At 52.7% G+C, this 13,820-nt stretch carries 18 protein-coding genes; 12 read left to right on the top strand and 6 right to left on the bottom strand.

The annotated features are described in order from the left end of the window. Window positions 1-4 precede the first annotated feature (4 nt). The 6 genes from mlaE (at window position 5) to murA (ending at window position 3,978) form a co-directional block, all read left to right on the top strand. A complete protein-coding gene (mlaE, locus tag V5P19_RS15750) occupies window positions 5-787 on the top strand; it encodes a lipid asymmetry maintenance ABC transporter permease subunit MlaE (RefSeq protein ID WP_010436044.1) in 783 nt (260 codons plus the stop codon). A 4-nt stretch (window positions 788-791) separates the two neighbouring features. Beyond that, complete coding sequence (gene mlaD / locus V5P19_RS15745; protein ID WP_334404888.1) at window positions 792-1,340, top strand: outer membrane lipid asymmetry maintenance protein MlaD; 549 nt, start codon at window positions 792-794, stop codon at window positions 1,338-1,340. A gap of 18 nt (window positions 1,341-1,358) precedes the next feature. Continuing rightward, complete coding sequence (mlaC, locus tag V5P19_RS15740; protein WP_334404886.1) at window positions 1,359-1,994, top strand: phospholipid-binding protein MlaC; 636 nt, start codon at window positions 1,359-1,361, stop codon at window positions 1,992-1,994. Continuing rightward, window positions 1,994-2,287, top strand: a complete 294-nt coding sequence (mlaB, locus tag V5P19_RS15735; RefSeq protein WP_334404884.1) for a lipid asymmetry maintenance protein MlaB — start codon at window positions 1,994-1,996, stop codon at window positions 2,285-2,287. Before mlaC ends, mlaB begins: the two co-directional genes overlap by 1 nt. 126 nt (window positions 2,288-2,413) lie before the next feature. After that, window positions 2,414-2,668 carry a BolA family iron metabolism protein IbaG gene (gene ibaG / locus V5P19_RS15730; protein ID WP_042322109.1) on the top strand — a complete coding sequence of 85 codons (255 nt, stop codon included), beginning with the start codon at window positions 2,414-2,416 and terminating at the stop codon, window positions 2,666-2,668. Window positions 2,669-2,718: 50 nt separating this feature from the next. Next, window positions 2,719-3,978, top strand: coding sequence for a UDP-N-acetylglucosamine 1-carboxyvinyltransferase (murA, locus tag V5P19_RS15725; RefSeq protein WP_334404878.1), 1,260 nt, complete (start codon window positions 2,719-2,721; stop codon window positions 3,976-3,978). A 63-nt stretch (window positions 3,979-4,041) separates the two neighbouring features. On the opposite strand, the gene sfsB is transcribed toward murA, so the two are convergent. Together sfsB and ispB are read right to left on the bottom strand one after the other, a co-directional pair. Then, entirely contained in the window at window positions 4,042-4,329 is a 288-nt protein-coding gene (sfsB, locus tag V5P19_RS15720) for a DNA-binding transcriptional regulator SfsB (protein WP_334404876.1), read from the bottom strand. A 228-nt stretch (window positions 4,330-4,557) separates the two neighbouring features. Continuing rightward, the gene (gene ispB / locus V5P19_RS15715) at window positions 4,558-5,529 is read right to left on the bottom strand and encodes an octaprenyl diphosphate synthase (RefSeq protein WP_334404874.1); all 972 of its coding nucleotides are present in this window, start codon (window positions 5,527-5,529) and stop codon (window positions 4,558-4,560) included. A gap of 257 nt (window positions 5,530-5,786) precedes the next feature. On the opposite strand from ispB, the gene rplU reads away from it, so the two are divergent. The 4 genes from rplU to cgtA all read left to right on the top strand — a co-directional run bounded on the left by rplU (window position 5,787) and on the right by cgtA (window position 8,627). Beyond that, window positions 5,787-6,098: a 50S ribosomal protein L21 gene (gene rplU / locus V5P19_RS15710; protein WP_095284390.1), complete on the top strand. Its 312-nt coding sequence runs from the start codon at window positions 5,787-5,789 to the stop codon at window positions 6,096-6,098. A gap of 19 nt (window positions 6,099-6,117) precedes the next feature. Then, window positions 6,118-6,375 (top strand): 50S ribosomal protein L27, encoded by a 258-nt coding sequence (rpmA, locus tag V5P19_RS15705; RefSeq protein WP_004385076.1) that lies wholly within the window; start codon window positions 6,118-6,120, stop codon window positions 6,373-6,375. A gap of 95 nt (window positions 6,376-6,470) precedes the next feature. After that, window positions 6,471-7,436: a DMT family transporter gene (locus V5P19_RS15700; protein WP_334404866.1), complete on the top strand. Its 966-nt coding sequence runs from the start codon at window positions 6,471-6,473 to the stop codon at window positions 7,434-7,436. A gap of 15 nt (window positions 7,437-7,451) precedes the next feature. Beyond that, window positions 7,452-8,627, top strand: a complete 1,176-nt coding sequence (gene cgtA / locus V5P19_RS15695) for an Obg family GTPase CgtA (RefSeq protein ID WP_334404864.1) — start codon at window positions 7,452-7,454, stop codon at window positions 8,625-8,627. A gap of 30 nt (window positions 8,628-8,657) precedes the next feature. On the opposite strand, the gene pmrB is transcribed toward cgtA, so the two are convergent. From pmrB to dacB, 3 genes are read right to left on the bottom strand one after another with little or no spacing between them, the layout of a single operon-like run. Further along, window positions 8,658-9,701, bottom strand: a complete 1,044-nt coding sequence (gene pmrB, locus V5P19_RS15690; protein WP_334404861.1) for a two-component system sensor histidine kinase PmrB — start codon at window positions 9,699-9,701, stop codon at window positions 8,658-8,660. After that, window positions 9,698-10,360, bottom strand: a complete 663-nt coding sequence (gene pmrA, locus V5P19_RS15685) for a two-component system response regulator PmrA (RefSeq protein WP_334404859.1) — start codon at window positions 10,358-10,360, stop codon at window positions 9,698-9,700. Before pmrA ends, pmrB begins: the two co-directional genes overlap by 4 nt. A 2-nt stretch (window positions 10,361-10,362) precedes the next feature. Further along, complete coding sequence (gene dacB / locus V5P19_RS15680) at window positions 10,363-11,796, bottom strand: serine-type D-Ala-D-Ala carboxypeptidase (protein ID WP_334404857.1); 1,434 nt, start codon at window positions 11,794-11,796, stop codon at window positions 10,363-10,365. A 246-nt stretch (window positions 11,797-12,042) separates the two neighbouring features. Here dacB and greA point away from each other — a divergent pair, with 246 nt between their 5' ends. Next, window positions 12,043-12,519, top strand: coding sequence for a transcription elongation factor GreA (greA, locus tag V5P19_RS15675; RefSeq protein ID WP_334404855.1), 477 nt, complete (start codon window positions 12,043-12,045; stop codon window positions 12,517-12,519). Window positions 12,520-12,670: 151 nt separating this feature from the next. On the opposite strand, the gene yhbY is transcribed toward greA, so the two are convergent. Beyond that, window positions 12,671-12,964: a ribosome assembly RNA-binding protein YhbY gene (gene yhbY / locus V5P19_RS15670; RefSeq protein WP_032614629.1), complete on the bottom strand. Its 294-nt coding sequence runs from the start codon at window positions 12,962-12,964 to the stop codon at window positions 12,671-12,673. A 127-nt stretch (window positions 12,965-13,091) separates the two neighbouring features. On the opposite strand from yhbY, the gene rlmE reads away from it, so the two are divergent. Beyond that, entirely contained in the window at window positions 13,092-13,718 is a 627-nt protein-coding gene (rlmE, locus tag V5P19_RS15665; protein WP_334404850.1) for a 23S rRNA (uridine(2552)-2'-O)-methyltransferase RlmE, read from the top strand. The last annotated feature ends 102 nt before the right edge of the window (window positions 13,719-13,820 follow it).

The raw sequence follows: 13,820 nt of genomic DNA, 5'->3' as shown, positions 1-13,820 counted from the left end.
ACTCATGCTGTTAAATGCGTTGGCCGCTCTTGGACACCGTGGCATAAAAACCATCAGGACGTTCGGGCGTGCCGGATTGATGTTATTCAACGCGCTGGTCGGCAAACCGGAATTCCGTAAGCACGCGCCGTTACTGGTGCGACAGCTCTACAATGTCGGCGTGCTGTCGATGCTCATTATCATTGTTTCCGGGCTGTTTATCGGCATGGTGTTGGGGCTTCAGGGTTATCTTGTACTGACAACCTACAGCGCGGAAACCAGCCTTGGGATGCTGGTGGCGCTCTCGCTGCTGCGTGAGCTGGGGCCGGTTGTTGCTGCGCTGTTGTTCGCCGGTCGAGCGGGATCGGCGTTAACCGCCGAAATTGGCCTGATGCGTGCGACCGAACAGCTTTCCAGCATGGAGATGATGGCGGTGGATCCGCTGCGTCGCGTCATTTCCCCGCGTTTCTGGGCGGGGGTGATTTCCTTGCCGCTGCTGACTATCCTCTTCGTCGCCGTAGGGATCTGGGGCGGTTCGCTGGTTGGCGTGCACTGGAAAGGTATTGATGCCGGATTCTTCTGGTCCGCCATGCAGGATGCCATCGATTTACGGATGGACCTGGTTAACTGCCTGATTAAGAGCGTGGTATTTGCCATTACGGTCACCTGGATTGCCTTGTTTAACGGTTACGATGCCATCCCGACGTCTGCGGGCATTAGCCGTGCAACTACACGTACTGTTGTACATTCGTCGCTGGCCGTACTGGGTCTGGATTTTGTGCTCACCGCACTGATGTTTGGGAATTGAGTTCATGCAAACGAAAAAAAATGAAATTTGGGTTGGCGTGTTCCTGGTGCTGGCACTGCTGGCGGCACTGTTCATCTGCCTGAGAGCGGCGGATATCACGTCTGTTCGCACCGAGCCAACGTATCGCATTTATGCGACCTTCGATAACATCGGTGGCCTGAAGGCACGTTCACCGGTACGTATTGGTGGTGTGGTGATTGGGCGCGTGACTGACATTACGCTTGATGAGAAAACGTATCTGCCGCGCGTCGCGATGGATATTGAAGAGCGCTACAACCATATTCCTGATACCAGCTCGCTTTCCATTCGTACCTCGGGTCTTCTGGGCGAGCAGTATCTGGCCCTGAACGTCGGTTTTGAAGATCCGGAGCTTGGAACGACTATCCTTAAAGACGGTAGCGTTATCCAGGATACGAAGTCCGCGATGGTGCTGGAGGATATGATTGGTCAGTTCCTTTACAACAGTAAAGGGGATGAGAAAAATGCTGCTTCTGCCCCTGCGCAGAGTGAAGACCATACTAACGTCACGCCGACCCCTGGCACGACGAATTAATATCAGGAGAAGTCATTCATGTTTAAACGCCTGTTAATGGTTGCCATGCTGGTTGTCGCCCCTCTCACTGCAGTCCATGCGGCAGACCAGAGTAACCCATACAAACTGATGGATGAGGCTGCGAAGAAAACGTTCGATCGCCTTAAAAATGAACAGCCTAAAATCCGTTCAAATCCTGATTATCTCCGTGAGGTCGTTGATCAGGAACTGCTGCCGTATGTGCAGATCAAATATGCGGGCGCGCTGGTGCTGGGCCGCTATTACAAAGATGCCACTCCTGCACAGCGTGAAGCGTACTTTGCTGCCTTCCGCGAATACCTGAAACAGGCTTATGGTCAGGCGCTGGCGATGTACAACGGTCAGAGCTATCAGATTGCACCGGAACAGCCGCTGGGTGATGCGACCATTGTGCCAATCCGCGTCACTATTATCGATCCTAACGGTCGTCCGCCGGTTCGCCTGGACTTCCAATGGCGTAAAAACAGCCAGACTGGTAACTGGCAGGCATATGACATGATCGCCGAAGGGGTGAGCATGATCACCACTAAACAAAACGAGTGGAGCGATCTGCTGCGCACCAAAGGCATTGATGGCCTGACCGCACAGCTGCAGTCTATCTCTCGTCAGAAAATTTCGCTGGACGAGAAAAAGTAATGTCACAGCAATTGAGTTGGGCACGCGAGGGCGAGAGGTTAAAACTCTCTGGTGAACTCGATCAGGATCTGCTGAACCCGCTATGGGATAAGCGTCATGAAGCCATGCAGGGCGTTACGCTGATCGATTTATGCAACGTCACGCGGGTTGATACCGCGGGTATTGCGCTGCTGGCCCATCTTGTTGCTGTCGGTAAAAAGCAGGGCACAAGCGTTACGCTTCACGGCGCAAGCGATAATGTCGTGACGCTTGCACAGCTCTACAATTTGCCGCAGGACGTATTACCTCGTTAATATTTTCAGTGCGTTACTTCTGAAAGCCCCGACAGTTTCATCGTCGGGGCTTTTTGCTTGTTTAAGACGACGCCACTTTGCTCTAAGATGTTGGGCTTGTTTTCACTATCAGATGATGTAGAACCCATGGAAAATAATGAAATCCAGACAGTGCTGATGAATGCACTCTCCCTTCAGGAAGCCCACGTCTCTGGCGATGGCAGTCACTTCCAGGTTATTGCTGTGGGTGAGATCTTCGACGGTATGAGTCGTGTGAAGAAACAGCAGGCTGTTTACGCGCCGCTGATGGAATACATTGCGGATAACCGCATCCACGCCCTGTCGATTAAAGCGTTCACCCCGCAAGAGTGGGCTCGCGATCGCAAACTAAACGGTTTTTGAGCTGAGGGCGTTACGCCCGCAGCACGGTTGAATTCATAAGAGAGCAAACAATGGACAAATTTCGTGTACAGGGGCCAACGCGTCTCCAGGGCGAAGTCACAATTTCTGGCGCCAAAAACGCGGCGCTGCCGATCCTCTTCGCTGCGCTGCTCGCGGAAGAGCCGGTAGAAATTCAGAACGTACCGAAACTGAAAGATATCGACACCACCATGAAGTTGCTCGGTCAGTTGGGCACCAAAGTTGAGCGTAACGGTTCCGTCTGGATCGACGCCAGCAACGTGAACAACTTCTCAGCCCCTTACGACCTGGTGAAAACCATGCGTGCGTCCATCTGGGCGCTTGGCCCGCTGGTGGCGCGCTTTGGTCAGGGTCAGGTGTCTCTGCCAGGCGGTTGCGCCATTGGCGCGCGTCCGGTTGATTTGCATATCTTTGGCCTGGAAAAACTGGGCGCGGAGATCAAACTGGAAGAAGGTTACGTTAAGGCGTCCGTTAATGGCCGTCTGAAAGGCGCGCACATTGTCATGGATAAAGTGAGCGTTGGCGCGACCGTCACCATCATGTCTGCGGCAACGCTGGCAGAAGGCACTACCATCATTGAAAACGCCGCGCGCGAGCCGGAAATTGTAGATACCGCCAACTTCCTCGTGGCGCTGGGGGCTCAAATCTCCGGTCAGGGTACCGACCGTATCACCATCGAAGGCGTTGAGCGTCTGGGTGGCGGTGTGTATCGCGTTCTGCCAGACCGCATCGAAACAGGGACCTTCCTGGTGGCGGCAGCCATTTCTGGCGGCAAGATTGTGTGCCGTAATGCTCAGCCTGATACGCTGGATGCCGTTTTGGCTAAGCTGCGTGACGCGGGGGCAGATATTGAGACGGGTGAAGACTGGATCAGCCTGGACATGCATGGCCAGCGTCCGAAAGCGGTCAACGTGCGTACTGCACCGCATCCGGCTTTCCCGACCGACATGCAGGCGCAGTTTACCTTGCTGAACCTTGTTGCTGAAGGCACCGGCTTCATCACTGAAACCATTTTCGAAAACCGCTTTATGCACGTACCGGAACTGATCCGTATGGGGGCACGTGCTGAGATCGAAAGTAATACGGTGATTTGCCACGGTGTAGAAAAACTGTCAGGAGCCCAGGTGATGGCGACCGATCTGCGTGCGTCGGCGAGCCTGGTGCTGGCTGGCTGTATTGCGGAAGGCACGACGGTTGTTGATCGTATTTACCACATCGATCGTGGCTACGAGCGTATCGAAGATAAATTGCGCGCGCTGGGTGCTAATATCGAGCGTGTGAAGGGCGAGTAATCGTTCCGGCAGCCCCCTGCCAGAAATGACCGGGGGGTTGCTGTTCCTGTCAAAAAAAGGGCATCACACTCGTTGCTCTCTCTTCATTTTTTTCTGACGAATCATGCGTGTTCTGTCGATAAACTCATGGGTAATGGGATCGTGGTAGCGTGAAGGCCAGATCACCCACGGATGCGTATCCAGTGCCGTTGCGATAATCAGTTCACCCTTTGGCCACGGGCGTGTCAGGGCGTTTGCCAGTGTTGACGAGCTCAAGCCACTGCGGCGTGATTCCGCTGCAAGCGATGTCCCTTTTTTGCGTAATGCAGCAATAATATCTGCGGTGTGCCAGTCGATAAATTTCGTATCCATAACGCTGTCCTTATGTTCGTCTTTACCTACGCCATTTCTCCTGAAATGACCGCCTTACTATACCGCCTTAGAACCCGTGCTTTAAAAAGTTCGAGTTACTGGAAGCAATATTCAGAATAAGGCATGGCTTTATTCATGCGGCCTGTAAGCTGATGATTTAACGTGAATATGGAATTTATTGGCACTTATGAGAATTCCCCGTACAGCGTACGGGGAAGGGAGGAGAAATTAACGGTCGCGCTGAACAGCGATGTGGGCAAGACCGATCAGGGCATCACGCCATGGGCTGTCTGGAATCACCTGAAGCGCCTCGATGGCTTTGTCTGCCTCTTCTTCAGCACGCTGGCGCGTCCATTCCAGAGAACCGCAGATAGCCATTGCTTCCAGTACAGGTTCCAGAAGATGGCGACCATTTCCCTGCTCGATCGCGTCGCGGATCATTTGCGCCTGTTCAGGGGTACCATTGCGCATAGCATGGAGCAGCGGCAGTGTCGGTTTACCCTCGTTCAGGTCATCCCCGACGTTTTTACCGAGCGTCTCACCGTCAGCGCTATAGTCCAGCAGATCGTCGATCAGCTGAAATGCGGTACCAAGGTAACGGCCATAATCCTGCAGCCCTTTTTCCTGAGCGTCGGTACAGCCCGCCAGGATGCCGGAACACTGGGCAGCCGCTTCAAACAGACGCGCCGTTTTGCTGTAGATCACACGCATGTAATTTTCTTCGGTGATGTCCGGGTCGTTGACGTTCATCAGCTGAAGCACTTCGCCTTCAGCAATCACGTTAACAGCCTCTGACATCACTTCCAGCACTTTCAGCGAACCGAGGCTGGTCATCATCTGGAAGGCGCGGGTATAGATAAAGTCACCCACCAGAACGCTGGCCGCATTCCCGAAGGCGGCGTTTGCCGTGGCTTTCCCTCGACGCATATCTGATTCATCCACAACATCATCATGAAGAAGCGTCGCGGTGTGAATAAATTCGATCAGTGCCGCAATGGTGACGTGAGCATTTCCCTCATAGCCAACGGCGCGTGCGGCCAGAATTGCAATCATCGGGCGAATGCGTTTCCCGCCGCCGCTGACGATGTAATAGCCCAACTGATTGATCAGCTGAACGTCAGAGTTGAGTTGCTCCAGGATTGCTGCATTTACACCCGCCATATCTTGCGCGGTTAACTCGTTGATTTTATCTAAATTCATCGCAAAAGCCGGGCTTTTTATCCTGTTTATCCCACGGTATGTGGGTTCACAAAGGGTTTCGGTTTATCAATAGTATCGCTGATTGTACTGAAAAAACCGCGCAGATAAACGTTACCGTACGTGTTGTGTTTTTTTTCTTCATGTATTGACGGTAGCACTTGTCAAAGGCTCGCGTTTTGCGTAATATTCGCGCCCTATTGTGAATATTTATAGCGCACTCTGATTCATACGAGGACGTGCGCGGAAGCGGAGTTTATATGTACGCGGTTTTCCAAAGTGGTGGTAAACAACACCGAGTAAGCGAAGGTCAGACCATTCGCCTGGAAAAGCTGGACATCGCAACTGGCGAAGCTGTTGAGTTCGCTGAAGTTCTGATGATCGCAAACGGTGAAGAAGTCAAAATCGGCGTTCCTTTCGTTGATGGCGGCGTTATCAAAGCTGAAGTTGTTGCACACGGTCGTGGCGAGAAAGTTAAAATCGTTAAGTTTCGTCGTCGTAAGCACTACCGTAAGCAGCAGGGCCACCGTCAGTGGTTCACTGATGTGAAAATTACTGGCATCAGCGCCTAAGACCTGAGGAGAGATTTAAATGGCACATAAAAAGGCTGGCGGCTCCACACGTAACGGTCGCGATTCAGAAGCTAAACGCCTGGGCGTTAAGCGTTTTGGTGGCGAATCCGTTCTCGCGGGTAGCATCATTGTTCGTCAACGTGGTACCAAATTCCACGCTGGCAACAACGTAGGTTGCGGTCGTGACCACACTCTGTTTGCTAAAGCAGACGGTAAAGTGAAATTTGAAGTTAAAGGCCCGAACAACCGTAAATACATCAGCATCGTTGCTGAGTAAGGTTTTCTCGGTCCGGTAACGGATTAAAGCCCCGCAACGTGTTGCGGGGCTTTTTACATTGGAATCCCGGAAAATTTTCTGTAGGGAAAACGGGCATGAAGCAGCAGGCCGGCATTGGTATTCTTTTGGCGCTCACCACAGCAATGTGTTGGGGTGCACTGCCAATTGCAATGAAGCAGGTACTGGAAGTGATGGAACCGCCTACGGTGGTGTTCTATCGCTTTCTGATGGCAAGCATTGGCCTCGGGGCGATTCTTGCAGTCAAAGGTAAGCTTCCACCACTGCGTCTGTTCCGTAAACCGCGCTGGCTGGTATTGCTGGCCATCGCGACGGGCGGACTGTTTGGTAACTTTATCCTGTTCAGCTCTTCCCTGCAGTATCTTAGCCCTACGGCGTCACAGGTGATTGGTCAGCTTTCACCGGTTGGCATGATGGTCGCCAGCGTCTTCATCCTGAAGGAGAAGATGCGCGGGACGCAGATCGTTGGGGCGAGCATGCTGCTCTGTGGTTTGGTGATGTTCTTCAACACTAGCCTGATAGAGATTTTTACCCGCCTGACGGATTACACCTGGGGTGTCATTTTCGGTGTGGGGGCAGCAACGGTCTGGGTGAGCTATGGCGTCGCGCAAAAGGTGTTATTGCGTCGTCTTGCCTCACAGCAGATCCTCCTTTTGCTGTACACTTTGTGTACAATAGCATTACTGCCATTAGCTAAGCCGGGCGTTATCGCTCAGCTCAGTGACTGGCAGCTGGCGTGCCTGATATTTTGCGGGCTGAATACGCTGGTCGGCTATGGCGCGCTGGCCGAAGCAATGGCGCGCTGGCAGGCAGCACAGGTGAGCGCATTAATCACGCTCACTCCGCTGTTTACGCTGTTATTTTCAGATTTGTTATCAATGGCCTGGCCCGATGTCTTCATCAAGCCGATGCTCAACATGTTGGGCTATCTCGGTGCGTTTGTCGTGGTTGCGGGCGCGATGTATTCCGCCATTGGTCATCGTCTTTGGGGACGTTGGCGCAAAAATGAAGCGGTTGTGGTAGTCCCCCGCTCAGGCGAATGAGTTACGGAGAGTAAAATGAAGTTTGTTGATGAAGCTACGATTTTGGTCGTGGCAGGTGATGGCGGTAACGGTTGTGTAAGCTTCCGCCGTGAAAAATATATCCCTCGTGGCGGTCCTGACGGCGGCGACGGCGGCGATGGTGGTGACGTGTGGCTGGAGGCGGATGAAAACCTCAACACGCTGATCGACTACCGTTTTGAAAAATCTTTCCGTGCTGAGCGTGGCCAGAACGGCCAGAGCCGTGACTGTACCGGCAAACGTGGCAAAGACGTCACCATCAAGGTTCCAGTCGGTACGCGTGTGATTGACCAAGGTACGGGCGAAACCATGGGCGATATGACTAAACATGGTCAACGTCTGTTGGTGGCAAAAGGTGGCTGGCACGGTTTAGGCAACAGCCGTTTTAAATCGTCAGTTAACCGTGCTCCTCGTCAGAAAACCATGGGCACACCGGGTGATACGCGCGACCTGCAGCTGGAACTGATGTTGCTGGCTGATGTGGGCATGCTGGGTATGCCTAATGCCGGTAAATCAACGTTTATTCGCGCTGTTTCTGCCGCCAAGCCAAAAGTGGCGGATTATCCGTTTACTACGCTGGTACCGAGCTTGGGCGTTGTCCGAATGGACCACGAGAAAAGCTTTGTCGTTGCGGATATCCCAGGTCTGATTGAAGGGGCGGCAGAGGGCGCTGGTTTGGGGATTCGCTTCCTTAAACACCTTGAGCGTTGTCGTGTGCTGCTGCACATTATTGATATTGATCCTATCGACGAGTCCGATCCGGTTGATAACGCCCGTATCATTATTGGCGAGCTGGAAAAATACAGCGAAAAACTGGCAGGTAAGCCGCGCTGGCTGGTCTTCAACAAGATCGACCTGATGGATAAAGCGGAAGCAGAAGCGAAAGCGAAAGCTATCGCTGAAGCAATGGGTTGGGAAGATAAATACTACCTGATCTCTGCGGCAAGCCAGGTTGGCGTGAAAGATCTCTGCTGGGATGTGATGAGCTTCATCATCGAGAACCCTGTTGTCCAAGCGGATGAAGTGAAACAGCCTGAAAAAGTCGAATTCATGTGGGATGACTACCACCGCCAGCAGCTCGAAGAGCAGGAAGCGGAAGACGACGATGACGATTGGGATGATGACTGGGATGAAGACGACGAAGAAGGTGTCGAGTTCATCTACAAACATTAATGCCTGAAAAAGCCCCTGATAGGGGCTTTTTTAACTGAAGGTCGACGGTATCCAGCAACTGGCAATGAGGCCGCCCTCAGGACCGTTCTCCAGCGTCAGCTTGCCGTGGTGGAGGTGAACGATACGTTGCACGATACTCAGCCCCAAGCCGCTGCCACCGTAGCGCTGATCAAGCCGACGGAACGGCTCGGTAATGGACTGGCGATGTGCTTCATCGATACCGGGTCCCTCATCAATAACACTGATACAGCACCCACTCTCCTGTGCCGTTAGCTTCACCTCGATAGTTGTCCCTATTGGGCTATAGCGGGCAGCGTTTTCCAATAAATTCCTCAGCATAAGGCGAAGCAATACCGCGTCGCCTTGGACCGTCAACGGGCTTTTCGCTGGCCATATCACCGTATGTTCTTTGGCTTCATGCTCAAGGCTAAGTGGCGCAATGATGTTCTCTGTCCAGCTAACGGTATCATAATGACCACTCGCTATTGCTTGTCCGGCACGCGCCAGCATAAGAAGCTGTTCAACGGTGTGCATCAGTTGATCGATGCGGCCGATCAGCGTCGTGGCCTGTGTCGAGCCAGATTGCGCCATTAACTCCAGATGCAGCCGGATTCCGGCGAGGGGTGTCCGTAGCTCGTGTGCGGCATCCGCCGTGAAAAGACGTTCCTGCTGGATGGTATGATCCAGCCGGGCGAGAAGCTGATTTAACGAGGTTGTGACCGCGCCAATCTCTTCCATATCGGAATACATAGGCAGGGGCGTGAGATTGTCGGCCGAACGGTTGGCGAGGCTGGTACGCAGCTTGTTGAGCGGCCGGGTAATCCAGGTCACAGCCCAAAATGAAAACAACAGGGTAAAGCCGACCATGACCAGTGAAGGCACAAGGAGCGACGCAATGGCTTCACGGATCTCTTTCTCGACGTGGTTGTTGCGGGCTTTGGCTGACAACGTCTCGCTGACCAGAAAACCAATCTGCTCACGGCTCTCATGCCACAGCCAGACCACGCTTATCAGCTGGAAAAATAACAAAATCACCGCCAGCAAAACCATTAATCGCCGACGCATGCTGTTCATTTGTAGCTCTCCAGGCGATAGCCAACGCCACGGACGGTTTTAATCCGATCTTTGCCGAGCTTACGTCGCAGGTTATGAATATGTACTTCCAGGGTATTTGACCCCGGATCGTCCTGCCAGGAGTAGATATCCTGTTGCAGCGTTTCTCGGTGTACCGTCTGCCCGCTGCGCATGATCAGGCGCGTGAGCAGCGCAAACTCTTTAGGCGTGACTTCGACGGGCTGAGATTGGCACAGAACCTGCTGCGTTTGCAGGTTAAGCGTAATATCGCCGTCGGTCAGTAAGTTATCACTATGCCCTTGATAGCGGCGGATCAAGGCCCGCACGCGAGCCTGAAGCTCGGCCAAAGCAAACGGCTTCACCAGATAATCATCAGCCCCGGAATCAAGCCCGTTAATCCTGTCTTCGATGGCATCACGTGCCGTGAGGATGAGCACCGGATTGGCGATACCGCGGCGTCGCCACTGGCTCAGGAGCGTAGCACCGTCTTTGTCGGGTAGGCCTAAATCGAGGATCACAAGGCTGTATTCGCCGCTCTGGATCAGCGCATCCGCCTCTGCCGCAGTGGCGGCGCAGTCCAGTGCATATCCCTCATTCGCCAGTGCCAGCGCCAGTCCTTCCTGTAATAACAGATCGTCTTCAACTATAAGTAGTTTCATCGTTAGTTATTCTGGTAGATGTCCTTGTAGAGCCTGCTTTCGAAACGCACCAGCGGGATACGGCGATTGCGCTGGTCGGTCGGTTCGACGGCATAGCCGGAAAGATACTGCACGAATGCCATGCGTTGCCCACTGGCGGTGGTGATAAAGCCAGCAAGGTTGTAAACACCCTGCAATGAACCGGTTTTGGCCGAGACTTTACCATCTACACCGGCAGCGTGAAGGCCGGCCCTGTACTGAAGTGAGCCGTCGTGTCCGGCAAGTGGCAGCATCGAAATAAAGTTTAGCTCAGAGTCATGTTGTGCAATGTACTGAAGGACTTGCATCATGGTGGCTGGCGCGATCAAATTATGGCGCGATAATCCGGAACCATCGACAGCGATGGTATTACCCAGATCGATCCCCGCCTGCTGGCGCAGAATCTGCCTCACGGCATCCGAACCTGCACGCCAGGTTCCCGGAACGCCGAAGCGTGCATGACCAATCATGCGGAACACGGTGTCAGCAATCATGTTGTCCGATTTCTTCAGCATAATCCTCAGTAAATCGTGCAGCGGTGCAGACTGCTTGCTGGCGATGACGGTACCCGACTGATTGGCCTGGGTTTGGCGCAGCAGCGTGCCGGAATACGTAATTCCTGCCTGCTTCAGTTCATCTTTGAGGATGGCACCGGCATAGCTTGCTCCGTCCTGGATCGCAAAAGCTAACGGCAGCGGATCGGCGCGTTGTGACAGGCAGCCGGTCAGCGTGAAGCGGTTAAGATCGCCTGGCACTACGTCCAGTTCGCAATACTGTGCATCCGGCGAGCCTTTTGCCAGCGTACGAACCTGGCTAAACATCGTCACCGGGTAGTAAGAGGCGACACGAATAAAGGCTAAATCATCGGGCTTGGGCGCGCTATAAAGCGAAATGGAGAAGCAGTTACGATCGACAATAGCGGCAGCTGGCGGTGCACTAAAGCACTGCGTCATGTCGTTCCACGGCCAGCCCGGCGCTTTATCATGGCTGGCAAAAATGGACGTGTCGATCAACACGTTGCCATCAATCTTCTGCACGCCAGACTTTTTCAGCACCGCCACCATGTTGCGGATATCCTGGCGCTTAAAGGTCGGGTCGCCTCCAAAGCGTGCGATCAAATCGCCTTTCAGTTCCCCGCCCTCGACGCGACCTTTGGTCTCAAGGGTGGTGGTAAAACGAAAGTCAGGCCCAAGCTGAAGCAGAGCCGCGAGCGCAGTGATCACCTTCTGGGTACTGGCAGGCAGCGCCATTTGTTGACTGTGATAGTCAATATCTGGTGCCTGCGCCCCGACCTTCTGCACCATCAATGCAAGGTTGGCACCTGCGGGGAGCTGATTTATGTATTCATCAACATTCGCGGCCTGAGCGGTGAACGTTATACTGGTGGTCAATCCGATGATAAATCTGGAAAATCGCATAATCTCGCGCTAACAACCCGAAAACAAACCGTCATACTACGGTGCATGGCACTGCAAAGTAAACGATGACCCATAGTGAACTTCGCGGTAAAATGCATATCAAATTGAAAATTGCTGCTGACCTGGGGCGTTGCCCCCGGGTCGGTTTTCTTTTTGCTTCTGGCCCGCTCATGGTTTGATGTTCATGGGTCAGGTGCCGGGGCAGGTAACGCTGCTCCCTACAGGAATGTTTAAGAGGTATAACAAATGCAAGCTATTCCGATGACCTTACGTGGTGCCGAAAAACTGCGCGAAGAGCTGGATTTCTTAAAATCCGTGCGTCGCCCTGAAATCATCGCCGCTATCGCGGATGCGCGCGAGCATGGTGACCTGAAAGAGAATGCTGAATACCACGCTGCGCGTGAGCAGCAGGGCTTCTGTGAAGGGCGTATCAAAGATATCGAAGCTAAGCTGTCCAATGCGCAGGTTATCGATATCACCAAGATGCCAAACAATGGCCGTGTGATCTTTGGTTCAACCGTCAGTGTGCTGAATCTGGATAACGACGAAGAGCAGACTTACCGTATCGTCGGTGACGATGAGGCAGACTTTAAACAGAATCTGATCTCTGTGAACTCGCCGATTGCTCGCGGTCTGATTGGCAAAGAGAAGGACGATGTTGTCACCATCCGCACCCCTGGTGGTGAAGTGGAATACGAAATTATCAAGGTTGAGTACCTGTAATTCGCATCTCCGCTAAGATGTTGATACATTGTAAAGATAAGAAAAAGGCCGCATAGCGGCCTTTTATCAACTCAAGGAGCGTGGCATTTTGCTCACCTGCTGAAAGAAATCCCTCGTTTTACACAGAAAATGTGTTCGATTAAGGATATCCTTAGCGTGGCAGCGAGATTTTACGCTCTTTAGACGGGCGATAGAGCACCAGCGTTTTACCGATGACCTGTACATTACAGGCGCCGGTTTCGCGTACGATGGCTTCCACGATCAAGGTTTTAGTGTCTCTGTCTTCAGAGGCGATTTTCACCTTGATCAGCTCGTGGTGCTCCAGCGCTTGTTCAATCTCGGCAAGCACCCCTTCGGTCAAACCATTGTTGCCAAGCATGACTACAGGCTTGAGCGGATGTGCCAGACCTTTAAGGTGCTGTTTTTGTTTAGTACTCAGATTCATCGTATATTTTTGCTTACGTTGGGATTGAAAACGGTTCATTCTACCGCCATCTCCCTAATATCGCCAAATAGCTGCGTAGAAATTTACGTCACAGGCAAGCAACGATGAACCAGGACGGAAATGTTAAATGACAGGTAAAAAGCGTTCTGCCAGTTCCAGCCGCTGGCTTCAGGAACACTTTAGCGATAAATATGTACTCCAGGCGCAGAAAAAGGGGTTGCGATCCCGCGCCTGGTTTAAACTTGATGAAATACAGCAAAGTGACAAACTTTTTAAGCCGGGGATGACTATTGTCGACCTTGGTGCAGCGCCAGGGGGATGGTCCCAGTATGCGGTAACGCAGATCGGCGGTTCAGGCCGCATCATCGCATGCGATCTTTTACCAATGGATCCAATCGTTGGCGTGGACTTCCTTCAGGGCGATTTTCGTGATGAATTAGTTGTGAAAGCGTTACTTGATCGTGTAGGTGACAGTAAGGTCCAGGTTGTCATGTCTGATATGGCACCAAATATGTGTGGAACACCGGCGGTGGATATCCCCCGCGCCATGTATCTGGTGGAGCTAGCGTTAGAAATGTGTCGTGATGTACTAGCGCCTGGTGGTAGTTTTGTTGTGAAGGTGTTTCAGGGCGAAGGTTTCGAGGAGTACCTTAAGGAAATTCGCTCCCTGTTTGCGAAGGTCAAAGTTCGTAAGCCGGACTCTTCCCGGGCCCGTTCCCGAGAAGTGTATATTGTAGCGACCGGGCGAAAATGATAACCGGCAGATTTCAGGCGAAAGTTTGAATGAAACTGGATATAGAGTATCCTGACGCTGTTTTTAACACAGTTGTAATATGAGGTTAATCCCTTGAGTGAC

The organism is Enterobacter sp. UNJFSC 003 (assembly GCF_036903355.1).
Classification (GTDB): Bacteria; Pseudomonadota; Gammaproteobacteria; order Enterobacterales; family Enterobacteriaceae; genus Enterobacter.
Note: the sequence above shows the minus strand (reverse complement) of the source record. Positions and strands in the feature narration are given on the sequence as shown.